Below are 14763 nucleotides of genomic sequence, written 5' to 3'. Positions count from 1 at the left end.
GCTGGCCGGGGTGGCGGTGCTCGGTGAGGTCGACGGCCCGGACGGCGCGCCGCACACCGTCGCCACCCCCGCGCCGGGCGACGCCGACCGGGCGGTGGCCGCCGCGGTCGCGAGTCTCGTCCCGGCCGGGGCGCGGATCCAGTTCGGCCCCGGGCGGCTGGCCGCCGCACTCGTCGAGGCCCTGCAGGTGCCGGTCGCGGTGGACTCCGGGCTGCTCGCCGACGCGGTCGTCGACCTGGACGAGCGCGGGCTGCTGCGCGGGACACCGTCGTCGACGGCGCTCTACGGCAGCCCCCGGCTCTACAACTGGGCCGACCGGCTGGGCCGGGCCGGCCGCGGCACGGTCCGCCCGGTCGAGCACACCCACGACGTGTCCCGGCTCAGCACCGACCCGGGGCCGCTGGTCGCGCTGAACACCGCGCTGGAGATCGACCGGGACGGCCAGGTCAACGTCGAGGGCGTCGCCGGTTCGGCGGCCGGGATGATCGGCGGGCACCCGGACTTCGCGGCCGCGGCGGTCCGCGGGCCGGGGTTGTCGGTGATCGCGCTGCCCGCGGCGCACCGCGGGCACCCGACGCTGGTGGAGCGGCTCGGCGGACCGGTGACGACCCCGTCGCACGACGTCGACGTGGTCGTCACCGAACGGGGCACGGCGGACCTGCGGGGGCTCGGCCGCGCCGAGCGGCGACGCGCGCTGAGCTCCCTGTGGGACGGCGCCGTTACGCCAGACGCGTGAAATCCGATCCACGGTGTGATCGGAACCACAGATCACCCGGGGTGAACGGATCACCGACGCCCCGGCCGCGAGCCGCCGCCGGCCGGACGGCAGTGGAACGGCGTCCACTCCGGACCCACGATGTGTGACGACCACATGACGTCACTGGTCGGCCCGCACGCTGCCGGTCACCACGCGGGTCCGCTCGCCGCCGCCCGAAAAACCCCTGAATGACCGGCTGAGTTGCGCATAACACAACCCGGGCGGCCGTTCCAGTCTCACCCTGGGTGAGCGGACAGAGGCCGCAGGGACACCTACCGTCAGGGCCGTCCCGCACCCGAGCGCCGAGGAGGCTCGCCCATGACGGCAGACCACCGCAGCGGGCTCCGGGGGCCCGCCAGCACCGTGCAGGAGTTCGGCGACGCGCCCACCGAGGTCCGCGAGTCCGCCCACTACAAGCACGAGTACGTCCAGACGTTCGTCGACAAGTGGGACGAGCTGATCGACTGGCGGGCCCGCTACGCCAGCGAGGGGCGGTTCTTCGTCGACCAGCTCCGCACACGCGGGGTCACCAGCGTGCTCGACGTGGCGACCGGCACCGGCTTCCACTCCGTCCGGCTGCTGGAGGAGGGCTTCGAGACCGTCGTGTCCGCCGACGGCAGCGCCGAGATGCTGGCGAAGGCCTTCGACAACGGGATGAAGTTCGGCGGGCACGTGCTGCGCGTCGTGCAGGCCGATTGGCGCTGGCTCAACCGCGACGTGCACGGCGAGTACGACGCCATCATCTGCCTCGGGAACTCCTTCACCCACCTGTTCTCCGAGCGCGACCGGCGCCGGGCGCTCGCCGAGTTCTACGCCATGCTCTCCCACGACGGTGTGCTGATCCTCGACCAGCGCAACTACGACGCGATCCTCGACAACGGCTTCAGCTCGACGCACCGGTACTACTACTGCGGTGACGACGTCGTCGCCGAGCCGGAGTACGTCGACGACGGCCTCGCGCGGTTCCGCTACCGGTTCCCGGACGGGTCCCAGTACCACCTGAACATGTTCCCGCTGCGCAAGGACTACACCCGCCGCCTCATGCACGAGGTCGGATTCCAGCGGGTCGACACCTACGGCGACTTCCAGTCGACCTACGCCGACGGCGAGCCCGACTTCTTCGTGCACATCGCCGAGAAGGCCTACCTCGACCAGGAGGACGCCGAGTGACACGGACGACCCAGGACGCCGCCGAGCACACCGCCCGGTCCTACTACGACTCCGACGACGCCGACACCTTCTACTCCCGGGTCTGGGGCGGCGAGGACATCCACGTCGGCATCTACAGCGCACCGGACGAGCTGATCTCGGTCGCCAGCGCCCGCACGGTGACCCGGATGGCCGAGGTCGCCGGGGTCGGCCCCGGCACCCGGGTGCTCGACCTCGGGGCGGGGTACGGCGGCGCGGCCCGCCGGCTGGCGGCCGCACACGGGGCCACGGTGCACTGCCTCAACCTCTCCCCGGTGGAGAACGCCCGCAACGAGCGGATGACCCGGGAGCAGGGCCTGGACGGTCGGGTCGAGGTGACCACCGGCAGCTACGAGGACGTGCCGGTCGAGGACTCCTCGATCGACCTGGTGTGGTCACAGGACGCGTTCCTGCACTCCGGTTCCCGCGAGACCGTGCTGGACGAGATCGCCCGGGTCCTGCGCCCCGGCGGGCAGGTGGTGTTCACCGACCCGATGGCCGTCGACGGGCTCGACCAGTCCTCGATCCAGCCCATCCTCGACCGCATCGCACTGTCCACGATGGCCACGCCCGGCTTCTACACCGACGGGCTGGCGCAGCGTGGCTTCACCGGCGTCCAATTCCTCGACCACGCCGAGCACCTGCCGACCCACTACCGCCGGGTACGCGAGGAGCTCGTGGCGCACGAGGAGGAGCTCTCGTCGTCGATCTCGGGTCCCTACCTGAGCGCCATGAAGGCGGGCCTGCAGCACTGGGTGGACGGCGGGCGGACCGGGAAGCTCACCTGGGGGATCGTGCACGCGGTCCGGACCTGAGGACGGTGTCCGGCCCGGGCCTCGCGCGGGGCCCGGGCCGGACGCGCTCAGCCGTCGTCGGCGTCGTTGCCGCCGTCGTCGCCGTCCTGCCGGCCGTCCTGGTCGTCGTCGCCGTCGCGGTCGTCGTCGTCCGCGCCCTGCTGCTGTTGCTGCTGCTGGGGGGCCGGTTCGGAGGTCGCGGACCCGCCGCCGCAGGACGCGGCGGTGGTGAGGACGAGCGCGAGCGCCGCGAGGGTACCGAGCAGCGCCCGGAGAGGGGTGGTTCGTCGCATACGCACGAGTCTTCCGGATCGCCCGGTCAGCCGCAGAGGAAGGCACGCACCGCCGCGGTGGTGGCGGCGGGCTGCTCGTCGACGAGGAAGTGCCCGGCCCCGGTGACCGCCTCCCCGGTGACCAGACCGGGATCGGCGGCCGCGCGGCGCCAGACCTCCAGCGGGCTCTCGCTGTTGGCGCCGACGACGCCGCGCTCGCCCCACAGCACCAGGGTGGGCGCGGCGATCCGCTCGCCCGCCACGTCGGAGGCGGCGTCGTGCTCCAGGTCGATCGAGGCGCCGGCTCGGTAGTCCTCCAGCATCGCGTGCCGGGCCGCCGGGTCGGCGAACGCGCGCTCGTAGGTGGCCAGTGCCTCGGGCGGGTGCGCGTCCAGTCCGGAGCCCCAGCCGCCGAGCAGCGAGTGCAGGTAGCCGATCGGGTCCCCGGCGATGAGTCGCTCGGGCAGGTCGGCGGGCTGGATGAACAGGAACCAGTGGTAGTACGCCGTCGCCAGCGCCCGGTCGGTGTGGGCGTAGACGTAGGCGGTGGGGAGGATGTCGAGCAGCGCGGCCCGCGCGACGCGCTCGGGGTGGTCCAGCAGCATCCGGTGGGTGACACGGGCGCCGCGGTCGTGGCCGACCACGGCGAAGCTGTCGAACCCGAGCCGCGCCATGACGTCGACCTGGTCGGCGGCCATCGCCCGGAACGAGTAGCCGGCGTGGTTCTCGCCGTCGGTGGGGCGGCCGGACTCGCCGTAGCCGCGCAGGTCGGTGGCGACGACGGTGTGGTCACGTGCCAGGTCCGCCGCGAGCGGCCCCCACATGGCGTGGGTCTGTGGGAAGCCGTGCAGCAGCAGGACGGGCGGACCCTCGCCGCCGCGCACCCCGTGGACGACGACCCGCTCCTCGGGCGGGCCGACGGTCAGGTCGAAGGCGTCGAAGTCGTCTGTTCCGGGCACGGGTGCCGTCCTCCCTGGTCGGGTCGCGCGCCGGCGGCGGCCGGCCGCGCCACATCGAACACCCAGAAGCGCAGCACCGCGAACCGCAGCAGCCCGCCGACGAGGCTCGCGGCCGCGACCACCGCGGCCTCCTCCCCCGGCGTGGTGGCCCCGGCGAGCTGGTGCAGCGCGAGCAGCACCGCGGAGGTGTAGGTCGCGTAGAACGCGACGGTGCCCGCGTCCTGCACCCACTCGCGCAGCCGGTGCGCGGGGGCGCCGTCGAAGGCGAAACGACGGCTGGCCTCGGTGCTGATCGCGGTGGTGAGGACCAGCGCGACCAGGTTCGCCGGGACGGCCGGGAGCACCGGGCGGCACAGCAGGAACAGCGCGGCGTTCAGCGCCGTCGCCCCACCGCCGACGGCGGCGTAGCGGGCGAGCTGCACGGCCAGCGGGTACCGCCGCGACAACGCGACGACGGCACCGTTCACGCGCCCGGGGACCCGGGACGCGGAGGTCGCCGGGTCCCCGAACGGCACGTGTGCCGCCGACTGTGCTGCGTCCACCGGTCCTCCCGCCCCCGCTGGGTAGATCTTCGCAGGAGTACCCCCGACGGATCACCGGGAATCAACCGGACGCGTCACACCTTCACGGGGTGATGCCCCGGGCGGGTGCGCGCGCGGCCGGACACCGTCACAGAGCGAGGAACACCGTCTCCCCCTCGCCGCGCAGGCGGATGTCGAACCGGTACCGGCCCGGGCCCTCCGCGACGGCGACGAGCGTGTGCCGGCGCGCCTCCGGGACCGCGGCGAGCAGCGGGTCGGTGGCGTGGGCGTCGGCGTGGTCGGGGAAGTAGATGCGGGTGACGACGCGGTCGAGCAGGCCGCGGGCGAACACCGAGACGTCGATGTGGGGCGCCTCGTCGGGCAGCGCACCCGGCAGCACGGTGCGGATCCGCCACCGGCCCTCGTCGTCGGTGGGACAGCGGCCGAAGCCGCGGAAGCCCTCCACCGTGGGCTTCGCCGCGCCGCGCGGGTCGTCGGGATGGTCGAAGCGGCCGTCCGGATCCGCCTGCCAGGTCTCGACCAGCGCGTCGGGCACGAGCGCGCCGGTGCCGTCGACCACGGTCCCGCCGACGAGGACGGCACCCGGGGTGCCGTCGGGCACGACGTCCGGGCCGTCCGGCCAGGGCAGCCCCAGCGACAGGTACGGGCCGACGGTCTGGGTGGGGGTCAGCGGCAGGCTCATGCGTGGGGCTCCTCGAACGGGGTGGCGCCGCGGCCGCGCAACACGATGTCGAAGCGGAAGGCCAGCGCCCACTCGGGGCGGGTCGCGTCGAGGTCGAAGGTGGACACCAACCGCCCGCGGGCCTCCTCCGGCGTCGCGTTGTAGATCGGGTCCTGGCCGAACAGCGGGTCGTCCGGGAAGTACATCTGGGTGACCAGCCGCTGGGTGAAGGCACGCCCGAACAGCGAGAAGTGGATGTGGGCGGGGCGCCAGGCGTTGTGGTGGTTGCCCCACGGGTAGGCGCCGGGCTTGATCGTGGTGAACGAGTAGTTGCCCTGCGCGTCGGTGAGGACCCGGCCGCCGCCGGTGAAGTTCGGGTCGAGCGGGGCGGGCCAGTTGTCCCAGCGGTGGGCGTAGCGCCCCGCGGCGTTGGCCTGCCAGACCTCGACGAGGGTGTCCGGCACGGGGCGGCCGTCGGAGTCGAGCACCCGCCCGGCGACGACGATCCGCTGGCCGAGCGCCTCGCCGCCGGCGCCGACGGTGAGGTCGTCGTCGCCCGGGCGGACCGGGCCGGTGAGCAGCGGGCCGGTGATCTCGGTGAGCCGCTGCGGCAGGATCACCGGCTGCTCGGACGGCGCCCGCAGCGCGGTGCTGCGGTAGTCCGGTGAGAGCAGCGGTGCGTGGGTCCCGGCCGGGACGGGGGCGTAGCCCTGCATCGGCGGTCCTTCCTCGTGGTGGGTGGGATCTAGACGGCGCCGTGCGGGAGGCCGACGTAGTTCTCGGCGAGGCTCGTCGCGGCGGCGCGGGAGGTCACGGTGTAGCGCAGCTGGGAGCGCTGCAGGCCGACGCCGAACGCGTCACCGCCCTCGGTGGCGGGGTCGAAACGGTGGAGCATCGAGGTCATGAACCAGGAGAAGTGCTCGGCCCGCCAGACCCGGCGCAGGCAGGTGTCGGAGTAGGAGTCGAGGCCGCCGGTGTCGCCGTCGCGCAGCGCGCGGACGACCGCCTCGGCGAGCACCCGGACGTCGGCGATCGCAAGGTTCATGCCCTTCGCCCCGGTGGGCGGGACGATGTGCGCGGCGTCGCCGGCGAGGAACAGCCGTCCGCGGCGCATCGGGGAGGCGACCATGCTGCGCATCGGGGTGACCGAGGGCTTCTCGAGGAACTCGCCCTCGTTCATCGTGAAGCCCTCGCAGGCCAGGCGGGTGTGCAGGGCGTCCCAGATGCGGGCGTCGGACCAGTCGGCCGGCCTGGTGTCGTTCGGGACCTGGACGTAGAGCCGGGTCACCTCGGGGCTGCGCATCGAGTAGAGCGCGAAGCCGTCGTCGTGGTGGGCGTAGACGAGCTCGTCGGTGGTGGGAGCGGCCTTCGCGAGCACCCCGAGCCAGGAGAACGGGTAGACCCGCTCGGCGACGTCCGGTGCCACCAGCGGGCGGGAGACGCCGTGGAAGCCGTCGCAGCCGGCGATCACGTCGCAGCGCAGGACGTGCTCGGCGCCGTCGGCGTCGGTGTAGGTGACCGACGGGGCGTCGGTGTCGACGTCGTGCAGGGCGACGCCGGAGACGCCGAACTCGACCGGCAGGCCCGCGTCGTCGACGCGGTCGGCGAGCAGGTCCTTCACGACCTCCTGCTGGCCGTAGACGGTGATCCCGGTGCCGACGAGGTCGGCGAAGTCGATCCGGTGGTCGGCGGCGGGGGCGCCGGGGGCCTCGGCGAAGCGCAGCGAGATACCGGTGTGCGGCATGCCCTCGCGGTCCAGCCGTCCGGCGACGCCCATCCCGCGCAGCAGCTCGACCGTGGGTGCCTCCAGCACCCCGGCGCGGACCCGGGCCTCGACGTAGGCGCGGTCGCGGGCCTCCAGCACGACCGAGTCGACACCGGCCAGCGCCAGCAGCTTCGCCAGCACGAGCCCGGCGGGGCCCGCCCCGACGATGCCGACCTGGGTCCGGGACTCGCGTCGCTGCGTCATGGGAGTCACCTTCCCGTTCCCGGCACGGCCGTTCGACCGGGCTTCCGCTCTACGGAAGAATGCCCGGCCATGACGACGCGTCCGGTCCGCTCGGGGGTCACCGCGCGGGTGCTGGACGTGCTGGGCGCGTTCAGCGCGCAGGACCCGGTGCTCGGGCTGAGCGACATCTCCCGGCGCACCGGGCTCCCGCTGACGACGGTGCACAGGATCGCCGGTGAGCTCGCCGCGGGCGGGGCGCTGGACCGCGGCGACGACGGCCGCTACCGGATCGGGCTGCGGCTCTGGGAGATCGCGCACCTGGCCCCGGCCAGCCACGGGCTGCGGGAGGCGGCGATGCCGTTCCTGGAGGACCTGCACGAGGTCACCCGGCACAACGTGCAGCTCGCCGTGCTCGACCCGGACGACGCCGGCGAGGTCGTCTACGTCGAGCGACTGTCCAGCCGCGACGCCGTCTCGATCGTCACCCGGACCGGGTCGCGGCTGCCGTCGACGGCGACCGGGGTCGGGCTCGTGCTGCTCGCCCACGCCGACCCGGCCGCGGTCGAGGCCGTGCTGGCCCGCCCGATCCGCCGGTTCACCCCGTTCACGGTGTGCCGCGCCGACGGTGTCCGGGCGCTGCTCGCCCAGGCCCGCACCGGCGGGTTCGTCGTGTCCGACCGGCAGATCGAGGAGGTGTCGATGTCGGTGGCCGCCCCGGTGCGCAGCGGGGACGGTCCGGTGGTCGCCGGGCTGTCGATCGTCGTGCCGGCCGCGACGAACCCGCACACCCTGGTGCCCGCGGTGCGCGCGGCGGCCCGCGGGATCAGCCGGGCGCTCGCCGCATCGTGATCGTTCCGTGCCGTGGCCGGTACGCCCGTCGTGGCGTTCCGTGCCACCGTGACGACGTGCGCGACTTCCGGATCGAGATCCCCGACGCCGAGCTGGACGACCTGCGTGAGCGGCTCGCCCGCACCCGCTGGCCGGATCCGGCGACCGTCGAGGGCTGGTCCCAGGGCGTCCCGCTGGACTACGCCCGCGAGCTGTGCGAGTACTGGCGCACGCGCTACGACTGGCGCCGCGTCGAGGCCGAGATCAACGCGTGGCCGCAGTTCCGCACCGGTCTCGACGGCGGCGGCGACGACTCGGTCGAGATCCACGTGCTGCACGCCCGCTCGAAGCACCCGGACGCGATGCCGCTGCTGCTCACCCACGGCTGGCCGGGCTCGCTGGTCGAGTTCCTCGGCGTGCTGCCCGCGCTGACCGATCCCGAGGACCCCGCCGACGCCTTCCACGTCGTCGTGCCGACGCTGCCCGGGTTCGGGTTCTCCGGCAAGCCCACGACGACCGGGTGGGGGGTCGAGCGGATCGCCGTCGCCTGGGCGCAGCTGATGGACCGGCTCGGCTACGAGCGCTTCGCCGCGCAGGGTGGCGACTGGGGCTCGATGATCACCTCGGCGCTGGGGACGGCGGCCCCGGAGATGCTGTACGGCATCCACCTGACGATGGCGCTGGCGCCCAAGCCCGACGACGCCGCCGGGCTCACCACGCAGGAGAAGGCCGACATCCGCTTCTCCAAGGAGTTCTCCCGCTACGGCTCCGGTTACTCCGCCGAGCAGTCCACCCGTCCGCAGACCATCGGCTACGGGCTCGCCGACTCCCCCGCCGCGCAGTGCACGTGGATCGTGGAGAAGTTCTGGGACTGGACCGACTGCGCGGGTCACCCGGAGAACGTGATCAACCGGGACCGGCTGCTGGACAACGTCATGCAGTACTGGCTGGGCTCGGCCGGAGCGTCGTCGGCGCGGATCTACTGGGAGAGCTTCGCCCGCCGCCGCCTCGACGACGTCGAGGTCCCGACCGGTGTCGCCCAGTTCCCGCACGAGATGGTGAAGCTCCCCCGGTCCTGGCTGGAGCGCCGCTACACCGACCTGCGCTGGTTCTCGCGTCCCGACGTCGGCGGGCACTTCCCGTCGCTGGAGCAGCCCGAGTCCTTCGTCGACGAGGTGCGGGGGTTCTTCCGCACCCTGCGCTGAGGTCTCAGACCACCAGCACGGACGCGGTGAACGCGTGCAGGTGGTTGCCCGGCCCGACCGGTCCGATCTCCCCGGCGGCGAAGAAGCCGGCCACCCGGGGGCCGGGCGCGTCGCCGGACCCGCCCGCGTGCGGGTCGAGGCCGACGCGCACGGCGTGCACGTCGTGGTCGGCGTCGCCGAACATGCCGGCGCCGCGACCGTTGCAGGAGAACAGCAGCGCGCCCGCGGCCGGCGCGGCGCGGCGCACCGGGGCGAGCAGCTCGTGCAGGTCCTGGGCGGCGCCCGCGGCGTCGCGGACTTGGAAGCGCACGGTGGTGCCGATCTCGACGACGTCGCCCGCGATGACGGCGCCGTCGCCGACGTCGACGGCCAGCACCGCGCGGACCAGGAAGTCCCCACGGTCGTGGGACTCGGCGTACTCGTCGACGGCGACGCCCAGGTGCAGCCCGGTCAGCGCCTGTTGCTGCTCCTCGGGCGGCAGCGCGGTGACGATCTCGCGCAGCCGCTCCGCCGCGGGCCGCCCGGCGAGCTCGGCGATCCGGTTCTGCTCGGCGCGGGTGACGACCATCGGCGGCCCGATCGGGCGGCATCCCTGACTGACGACGACCCGCGCGCCGGACGCGCCGCCGAGCAGCACACCGACCGCGCCACCGTGGTGCACGGTGCCGCCGGCGAACAGCCGGTTGGCCCCGGGGCCGCCGGGGCCGCTCGCCAGGCCGCCGATCACCGGGAAGCCCGGGTTCGTCGACGCGAGCCGGTCCAGCACCCCGCTGACCGGGAACGCGAACGGGTCGGCGAGCAGGACGGCGACGCGGTCGTCCTCGGCGGGCGGGACCAGGCCGCGCACGCCGATCGCGTCGCGGCCGTCCGGTCCGGCGCCGGACCGGCGCTCGGCGACCGGGAAGATCGCCCGGACCCGGGTGCCGGGCAGCGATGCCGCCCAGACGGCGACGGCGGGCTCGCCCTCGACGCCGCGGCCGTCGGCCATCACGCCGTGCGCGGTGGTCCCGATCGTCGCGCCGGGCGCGGCGAGCTCCATCACCCGCAGCCCCGCGGCCTCGACCTCCTCGACCGGCGCGGCAGCTCCCGCACCGGGGCAGACGAAGAACACCACGAGGTCGGGGACGACGCCGAGCGCGGCCAGCGCCTGGCCCGTCGCGACCTCCGCGGCGCCGACGAGATCCGGCCCGACGGCCAGCCCGTCCCCGACCTGCACACCCTCACCGGAACCCACGGACGGTGACGCTACGTCAGCACACGGCTCCCGCACCGGTTCGGGCGTCCCGCACGGGGCCCGGAGCGGTGGGGGACGCCGGGTCCCGTGCGGGGCTCAGTGGCGGGGTCCGGGGACCCGGCCGGGCCGGGGCCAGAGGCGGTGGCGGGCGACGGCGTGGACGGAGGCGGGGCCCAGGGTGGCCGAGTCCGTGGAGCCGAACGGGTTGTCGCCGCGGACGTGCCAGCCGTCGGCGTCGGGGTGCACGGCCCGCTTCACCGACAGCTGTCCGGGGCGGGACGCCCAGGTCACGAGGACGGCGTCGCCGGGCCGGACGGGCGCACCGAACCGGACCAGCACGACGTCGCCGTCGGACAGGGCCGGGGACATCGACGGCCCCCGCACCGTCACCCTCCGCAGACGCATCACGGACTCCCTCCAGAGTGGATCTCTCGTGACGTGGTCGTCCTGCCCGACCACCGCCGCGAGGGTAGGGTCGCCGGTGCCAGAACGATCACCCCACCAGGGAGGACACTCATGCGGCTGTCCCGCATTCTCCGTCCGCGACTGGAGGCCACCGCGCACTGCGACCTCCCCTGCGGCGTGTACGACCCGGCCCAGGCCCGGATCGAGGCCGAGTCGGTCAAGGCGGTCCAGGAGAAGTACCAGGGTAACGAGGACGTGGACTTCCGGGCCCGCGCCATCGAGATCAAGGAGCAGCGCTCCGACCTGGTCAAGCACCACCTGTGGGTGCTCTGGACCGACTACTTCAAGCCGCCGCACTTCGAGAAGTACCCGGAGCTGCACGAGCTGTTCAACAAGGCCACCAAGGCCGCCGGCGCGTCGGGCACCAAGGGCTCGAACGACCCGGCCACCGGCCAGGAGCTGCTCGACTACATCGCCCAGATCGACAAGATCTTCTGGGAGACCAAGCAGGCTGCCTGATCACAGGCTCTGAGACGGCGCTGACCAGCGGGGATCTTTCCCCGTGGTCAGCGCCGTCGTCGTTTCCGGGTCGTGGCACGTATATGCCTTGACCGGCATATACCTGTCGTGGCATGTTCAGCGGGTGCGTGACTCCTTCGACGTCCTGGCGGACCCGACGAGACGAGCCATCCTGGACCGGCTGCGGACGCCGCAGGGCTGCGTCGTCGGCGAGCTCGTGACCGCGCTCGAGCTGAACCAGACCGCGGTGTCGAAACACCTGCGCGTGCTGCGTCACATGGGCATGGTCGACGTCGTCGTCGAGTCCCAGCGCCGACGCTACGTCCTCCGGGCGGACGCGCTGGCCGAGATCGAGACCTGGCTCGCGCCGCATCGCGCCTTCTGGCAGGAACGACTCGACGCCCTGGGCGCACACCTCGACTCCCTCGACAGCCCCCACGGAGAGGATCCGTCATGAGCATCCAGGTCACCGTCGATCCCGACGGCCCGGTCCTGCGCTTCGCGCGCCGCTATCCGCATCCGATCGAGAAGGTCTGGGCCGCGCTGACCGAACCCGCCCAGATGAGCCGCTGGTTCCCCTGCGAGGTGCAGGCGGAGATGCGCGTCGGGGGAATGATCACGCTGACCTTCGAGGGCGGCGAGCAGGACCACGCCGAGATCACCGAGCTCGAGCCACCGACGGCGTTCGGGTTCACCTGGGCCGACGAGAAGCTGCGCTGGACCCTCGAACCCGACGGCGACGGCTGCGTGCTGCGTCTCAGCAACACCGTGCTCGACCCCCGCTGGTCGGCGAACACCGCCGCCGGGTGGGACCGCTGCTTCGAGACACTCGCCGCACACCTCGGCGGGAGCGACCTCGTCACCACGACGGGCCCCGACGAGGCCCTCATCGCGCACTACCGTGCAGTGCTCGCCGACCGCCCGTCGTGACCCGCGGGGTCGGACCGGCTCGTCGTCGACCTGCGCGGTGCGGTCGGCCACCATCCGCCGAGCAGCCGGGTGCTGCGCGAGCCGGTGGGCCTCACCGGCGACCGCATCCGCGAGGCCGCCTCGCCCTTCACCCTCCCGGCCGCTGCGTGGACACGGCACCATTCCCGGCGTGCGTACCCACGTCGCGCTGTTGCGCGGGATCAACGTCGGCGGCCACGGCACGGTCCCGATGGCCGACCTGCGCCGGGCGCTCGCCGGGCGCGGCTGCGCCGACGTCGTCACCCACATCCAGTCCGGCAACGTCGCCCTGACCAGCCCCGCGGGCGACGACGCGGTCGCCGCCACGGTCGCCGCGGCGCTGGTCGAGGAGTTCGGCGTCGAGCGCCCGGTGGTCGTGTTCGGCCGCGACGACTACCTCGCCGCGGTGGCCGCGAACCCGTACCCGGAGGTCACCGCCCCGAAGCAGCTGCACGCCCTGTTCCGGGCCGGCCCGGTGTCCGACGACGACCGCGAGCGGATCGTGGCCGCGCTGGCGGCCGAGCGGGCGAAGGGCGGACGGGGCGACGCCGTCGCCCGCGGGCGGGTGGTCTGGCTGCACCTGCCCGACGGGCTGGGACGCAGCGAGCTCGCCACCCGGCTGGCCGCCCGGACGAGGGCCGGCGACCAGGGCGGGACGATGCGGAACCGGGCGACCGTGGTGAAGCTGGCCGAGCTCCTGGGCTGAGCCGGACACGCGACGGCACCGCGGCCGCGTCCGGTCGGACGTGACGCACGGCGCCGTCGACGGCGGACTCGAGCTGCCAGAACGATCCCCACCGTGTCGCCCGCATTTCTGCAAGTGACTTGCAGAAGAGTACATGTGGCGAATCGCTGCGTCCATGCGTGCGCGTCGCCCGTCGCGGGTAGGCGGCAGTTGCTACATAGTGGCAAATGACCGCGCGTGGCATCCCGCCGCGCATCCCCGACGAGGAGAGGCCCCATGGCCGAGTACACGCTTCCGGACCTGCCCTACGACTACTCCGCGCTCGCCCCGCACATCGCGCCCGAGATCATGGAGCTGCACCACTCCAAGCACCACAACACCTACGTCCAGGGCCTCAACACCACCCTCGACAAGCTCGCCGAGGCCCGCGACAAGAACGACTTCGGCGCCGTCGTCGGACTCGAGAAGACCCTCGCGTTCAACCTCGGCGGCCACGTCAACCACTCCGCCTTCTGGAACAACCTCTCCCCCGACGGCGGCGACAAGCCCACCGGCGACCTCGCCGCCGCCATCGACGCCGACTTCGGCTCCTTCGACGGCTTCCAGGCCCACTTCACCGCCGCCGCCACCACCATCCAGGGCTCCGGCTGGGCCGTCCTCGGCCACGACCGGCTCGGCGACCGCCTGCTCATCCACCAGCTCTACGACCAGCAGTCCCAGCTCCCCGCAGGCCAGACCCCCATCGTCCTGCTCGACATGTGGGAGCACGCCTTCTACCTGCAGTACAAGAACGTCAAGCCCGACTACGTCAAGGCCTGGTGGAACGTCGTCAACTGGGCTGACGCCGCCGAGCGGTTCGCCGCCGCGAAGGGCTGAGCCTTCCCCCACCGCGACCACGCCCCGCCCGGGAACCCCGGGCGGGGCGTCGCACCCTCAGCGGTGCGCGCCCGGCCCGGTGACGCCGGTGGCGCGCAGCAGCAGGTGCATCGCCAGGTCGACCGAACGCTCGCGGACGTCGGCGCGCCCGCCGGGCAGCTGCGGGTCGCGCGCGATGACCTGGCCGTCGGCGGTGGTCACGCAGAAGCAGACGTAGCCGACGGGCTTGGCCTCGGTACCGCCGCCGGGTCCCGCGACGCCGGTGACACCGACGCCGACGTCCGCCCCGAACCGCGCCCGCGCACCGTCCGCCAGTGCCCGCGCGACCTCCGGCGACACGGCCCCGTGCGCCTCGATGAGCGCGGCGGGGACGTCGAGCAGCGCGGTCTTGGCCTCGTTCGAGTACGCGACCACGCCCCCGGCGACGTAGGCCGACGACCCGGCCCGGTCGACGAGCCGCCCGGCCAGCAGCCCGCCGGTGCAGGACTCGCCGGTCGCGACCGTCCAGCCCTTCGTGGCCAGCGCCGCGGCGAGCAGCTCGTCGGTGGTGCTGCCGTCGTCGCTGATGAGTGCGCGGCGGTGGCGGTCGACGATGCGGGCGGCCAGCTCGCGGGCCACGGGCTCGGCGCCGGGCAGCGGGTGCAGGTCGACCTCCAGCTCCGAGCGTCGCAGGCAGGTGGTCACCTCCACCCCGGACATGTCGAGCTCGGCCTCCAGGACACGCAGCGTCTCGGCGATCTCGGACTCCGGCAGCCCGGCGAAGCGCAGGAGCGTGGCCTCCGCACGGGGCACCCGGGTCAGCAGCTCCGCCACGGGCGCCGACTCCAGCGCGGCGGGCCACATCCCCTGCAGCTCGCGCGGGGGCCCCGGCAGCACGACGACCAGCGGCCCGCCCGGCCGCGTCACGGCCAGCCCCGGCGCGGTCCCGACCGGCTCGAGGAC

Annotated in this window: 17 protein-coding genes and 1 pseudogene; 9 read left to right on the top strand and 9 right to left on the bottom strand. The window is 73.8% G+C overall.

The features are described from left to right. Both NH602_RS18395 and NH602_RS32255 read left to right on the top strand, forming a co-directional pair. Nucleotides 1–736: acetyl-CoA hydrolase/transferase C-terminal domain-containing protein (locus NH602_RS18395; RefSeq protein WP_305882462.1), on the top strand; the 736-nt coding region annotated here is incomplete at its 5' end. Between the two features lie 339 nt (nucleotides 737–1075). Continuing rightward, nucleotides 1076–2760: pseudogene (locus NH602_RS32255) on the top strand (methyltransferase domain-containing protein). Between the two features lie 47 nt (nucleotides 2761–2807). Here the strand turns inward: NH602_RS32255 and NH602_RS18385 are convergent. From NH602_RS18385 to NH602_RS18360, 6 genes are all read right to left on the bottom strand, one after another. Beyond that, complete coding sequence (locus NH602_RS18385) at nucleotides 2808–3032, bottom strand: hypothetical protein (RefSeq protein ID WP_253068429.1); 225 nt, start codon at nucleotides 3030–3032, stop codon at nucleotides 2808–2810. Between the two features lie 26 nt (nucleotides 3033–3058). Next, nucleotides 3059–3970, bottom strand: coding sequence for an alpha/beta fold hydrolase (locus tag NH602_RS18380; RefSeq protein ID WP_253068428.1), 912 nt, complete (start codon nucleotides 3968–3970; stop codon nucleotides 3059–3061). Beyond that, entirely contained in the window at nucleotides 3934–4512 is a 579-nt protein-coding gene (locus tag NH602_RS18375; protein ID WP_179760871.1) for a GtrA family protein, read from the bottom strand. The genes NH602_RS18380 and NH602_RS18375 overlap by 37 nt, the downstream gene beginning before the upstream one ends. 127 nt (nucleotides 4513–4639) lie before the next feature. After that, nucleotides 4640–5194, bottom strand: a complete 555-nt coding sequence (pcaG, locus tag NH602_RS18370) for a protocatechuate 3,4-dioxygenase subunit alpha (protein ID WP_253068427.1) — start codon at nucleotides 5192–5194, stop codon at nucleotides 4640–4642. Then, on the bottom strand, nucleotides 5191–5889 hold the full coding sequence (gene pcaH, locus NH602_RS18365; protein WP_062400788.1) for a protocatechuate 3,4-dioxygenase subunit beta: 699 nt from the start codon (nucleotides 5887–5889) through the stop codon (nucleotides 5191–5193). Before pcaH ends, pcaG begins: the two co-directional genes overlap by 4 nt. A gap of 29 nt (nucleotides 5890–5918) precedes the next feature. After that, entirely contained in the window at nucleotides 5919–7142 is a 1224-nt protein-coding gene (locus tag NH602_RS18360) for a 4-hydroxybenzoate 3-monooxygenase (RefSeq protein ID WP_253068426.1), read from the bottom strand. Nucleotides 7143–7211: 69 nt separating this feature from the next. On the opposite strand from NH602_RS18360, the gene NH602_RS18355 reads away from it, so the two are divergent. Then, complete coding sequence (locus tag NH602_RS18355) at nucleotides 7212–7970, top strand: IclR family transcriptional regulator (protein ID WP_100879847.1); 759 nt, start codon at nucleotides 7212–7214, stop codon at nucleotides 7968–7970. 56 nt (nucleotides 7971–8026) lie between these two features. After that, nucleotides 8027–9154 (top strand): epoxide hydrolase family protein, encoded by a 1128-nt coding sequence (locus NH602_RS18350; RefSeq protein WP_179760874.1) that lies wholly within the window; start codon nucleotides 8027–8029, stop codon nucleotides 9152–9154. A 4-nt stretch (nucleotides 9155–9158) separates the two neighbouring features. On the opposite strand, the gene NH602_RS18345 is transcribed toward NH602_RS18350, so the two are convergent. After that, complete coding sequence (locus tag NH602_RS18345; RefSeq protein ID WP_253068425.1) at nucleotides 9159–10388, bottom strand: FIST N-terminal domain-containing protein; 1230 nt, start codon at nucleotides 10386–10388, stop codon at nucleotides 9159–9161. Nucleotides 10389–10484: 96 nt separating this feature from the next. Further along, nucleotides 10485–10847, bottom strand: a complete 363-nt coding sequence (locus NH602_RS18340; protein ID WP_253068424.1) for a S24 family peptidase — start codon at nucleotides 10845–10847, stop codon at nucleotides 10485–10487. Nucleotides 10848–10904: 57 nt separating this feature from the next. On the opposite strand from NH602_RS18340, the gene sodN reads away from it, so the two are divergent. The 5 genes from sodN to NH602_RS18315 all read left to right on the top strand — a co-directional run bounded on the left by sodN (nucleotide 10905) and on the right by NH602_RS18315 (nucleotide 13821). Next, nucleotides 10905–11312 (top strand): superoxide dismutase, Ni, encoded by a 408-nt coding sequence (sodN, locus tag NH602_RS18335; RefSeq protein WP_253068423.1) that lies wholly within the window; start codon nucleotides 10905–10907, stop codon nucleotides 11310–11312. A gap of 124 nt (nucleotides 11313–11436) precedes the next feature. Further along, nucleotides 11437–11769 carry a helix-turn-helix transcriptional regulator gene (locus tag NH602_RS18330; protein WP_253068422.1) on the top strand — a complete coding sequence of 111 codons (333 nt, stop codon included), beginning with the start codon at nucleotides 11437–11439 and terminating at the stop codon, nucleotides 11767–11769. Further along, on the top strand, nucleotides 11766–12242 hold the full coding sequence (locus tag NH602_RS18325) for an SRPBCC family protein (protein ID WP_253068421.1): 477 nt from the start codon (nucleotides 11766–11768) through the stop codon (nucleotides 12240–12242). The genes NH602_RS18330 and NH602_RS18325 overlap by 4 nt, the downstream gene beginning before the upstream one ends. A 169-nt stretch (nucleotides 12243–12411) precedes the next feature. Further along, nucleotides 12412–12966 (top strand): DUF1697 domain-containing protein, encoded by a 555-nt coding sequence (locus NH602_RS31665; RefSeq protein WP_179760876.1) that lies wholly within the window; start codon nucleotides 12412–12414, stop codon nucleotides 12964–12966. A 255-nt stretch (nucleotides 12967–13221) separates the two neighbouring features. Beyond that, nucleotides 13222–13821, top strand: coding sequence for a superoxide dismutase (locus NH602_RS18315; RefSeq protein WP_253068420.1), 600 nt, complete (start codon nucleotides 13222–13224; stop codon nucleotides 13819–13821). A gap of 57 nt (nucleotides 13822–13878) precedes the next feature. Here NH602_RS18315 and NH602_RS18310 read toward each other — a convergent pair. Then, a partial coding sequence (locus tag NH602_RS18310) for a nicotinamide-nucleotide amidohydrolase family protein (protein ID WP_253068419.1) occupies nucleotides 13879–14763 on the bottom strand: 885 nt, incomplete at its 5' end.

Origin of the sequence: Pseudonocardia sp. McavD-2-B, assembly GCF_024124365.1 — a bacterium.
Lineage (GTDB): Bacteria > Actinomycetota > Actinomycetes > Mycobacteriales > Pseudonocardiaceae > Pseudonocardia > Pseudonocardia alni.
Note: the sequence above shows the minus strand (reverse complement) of the source record. Positions and strands in the feature narration are given on the sequence as shown.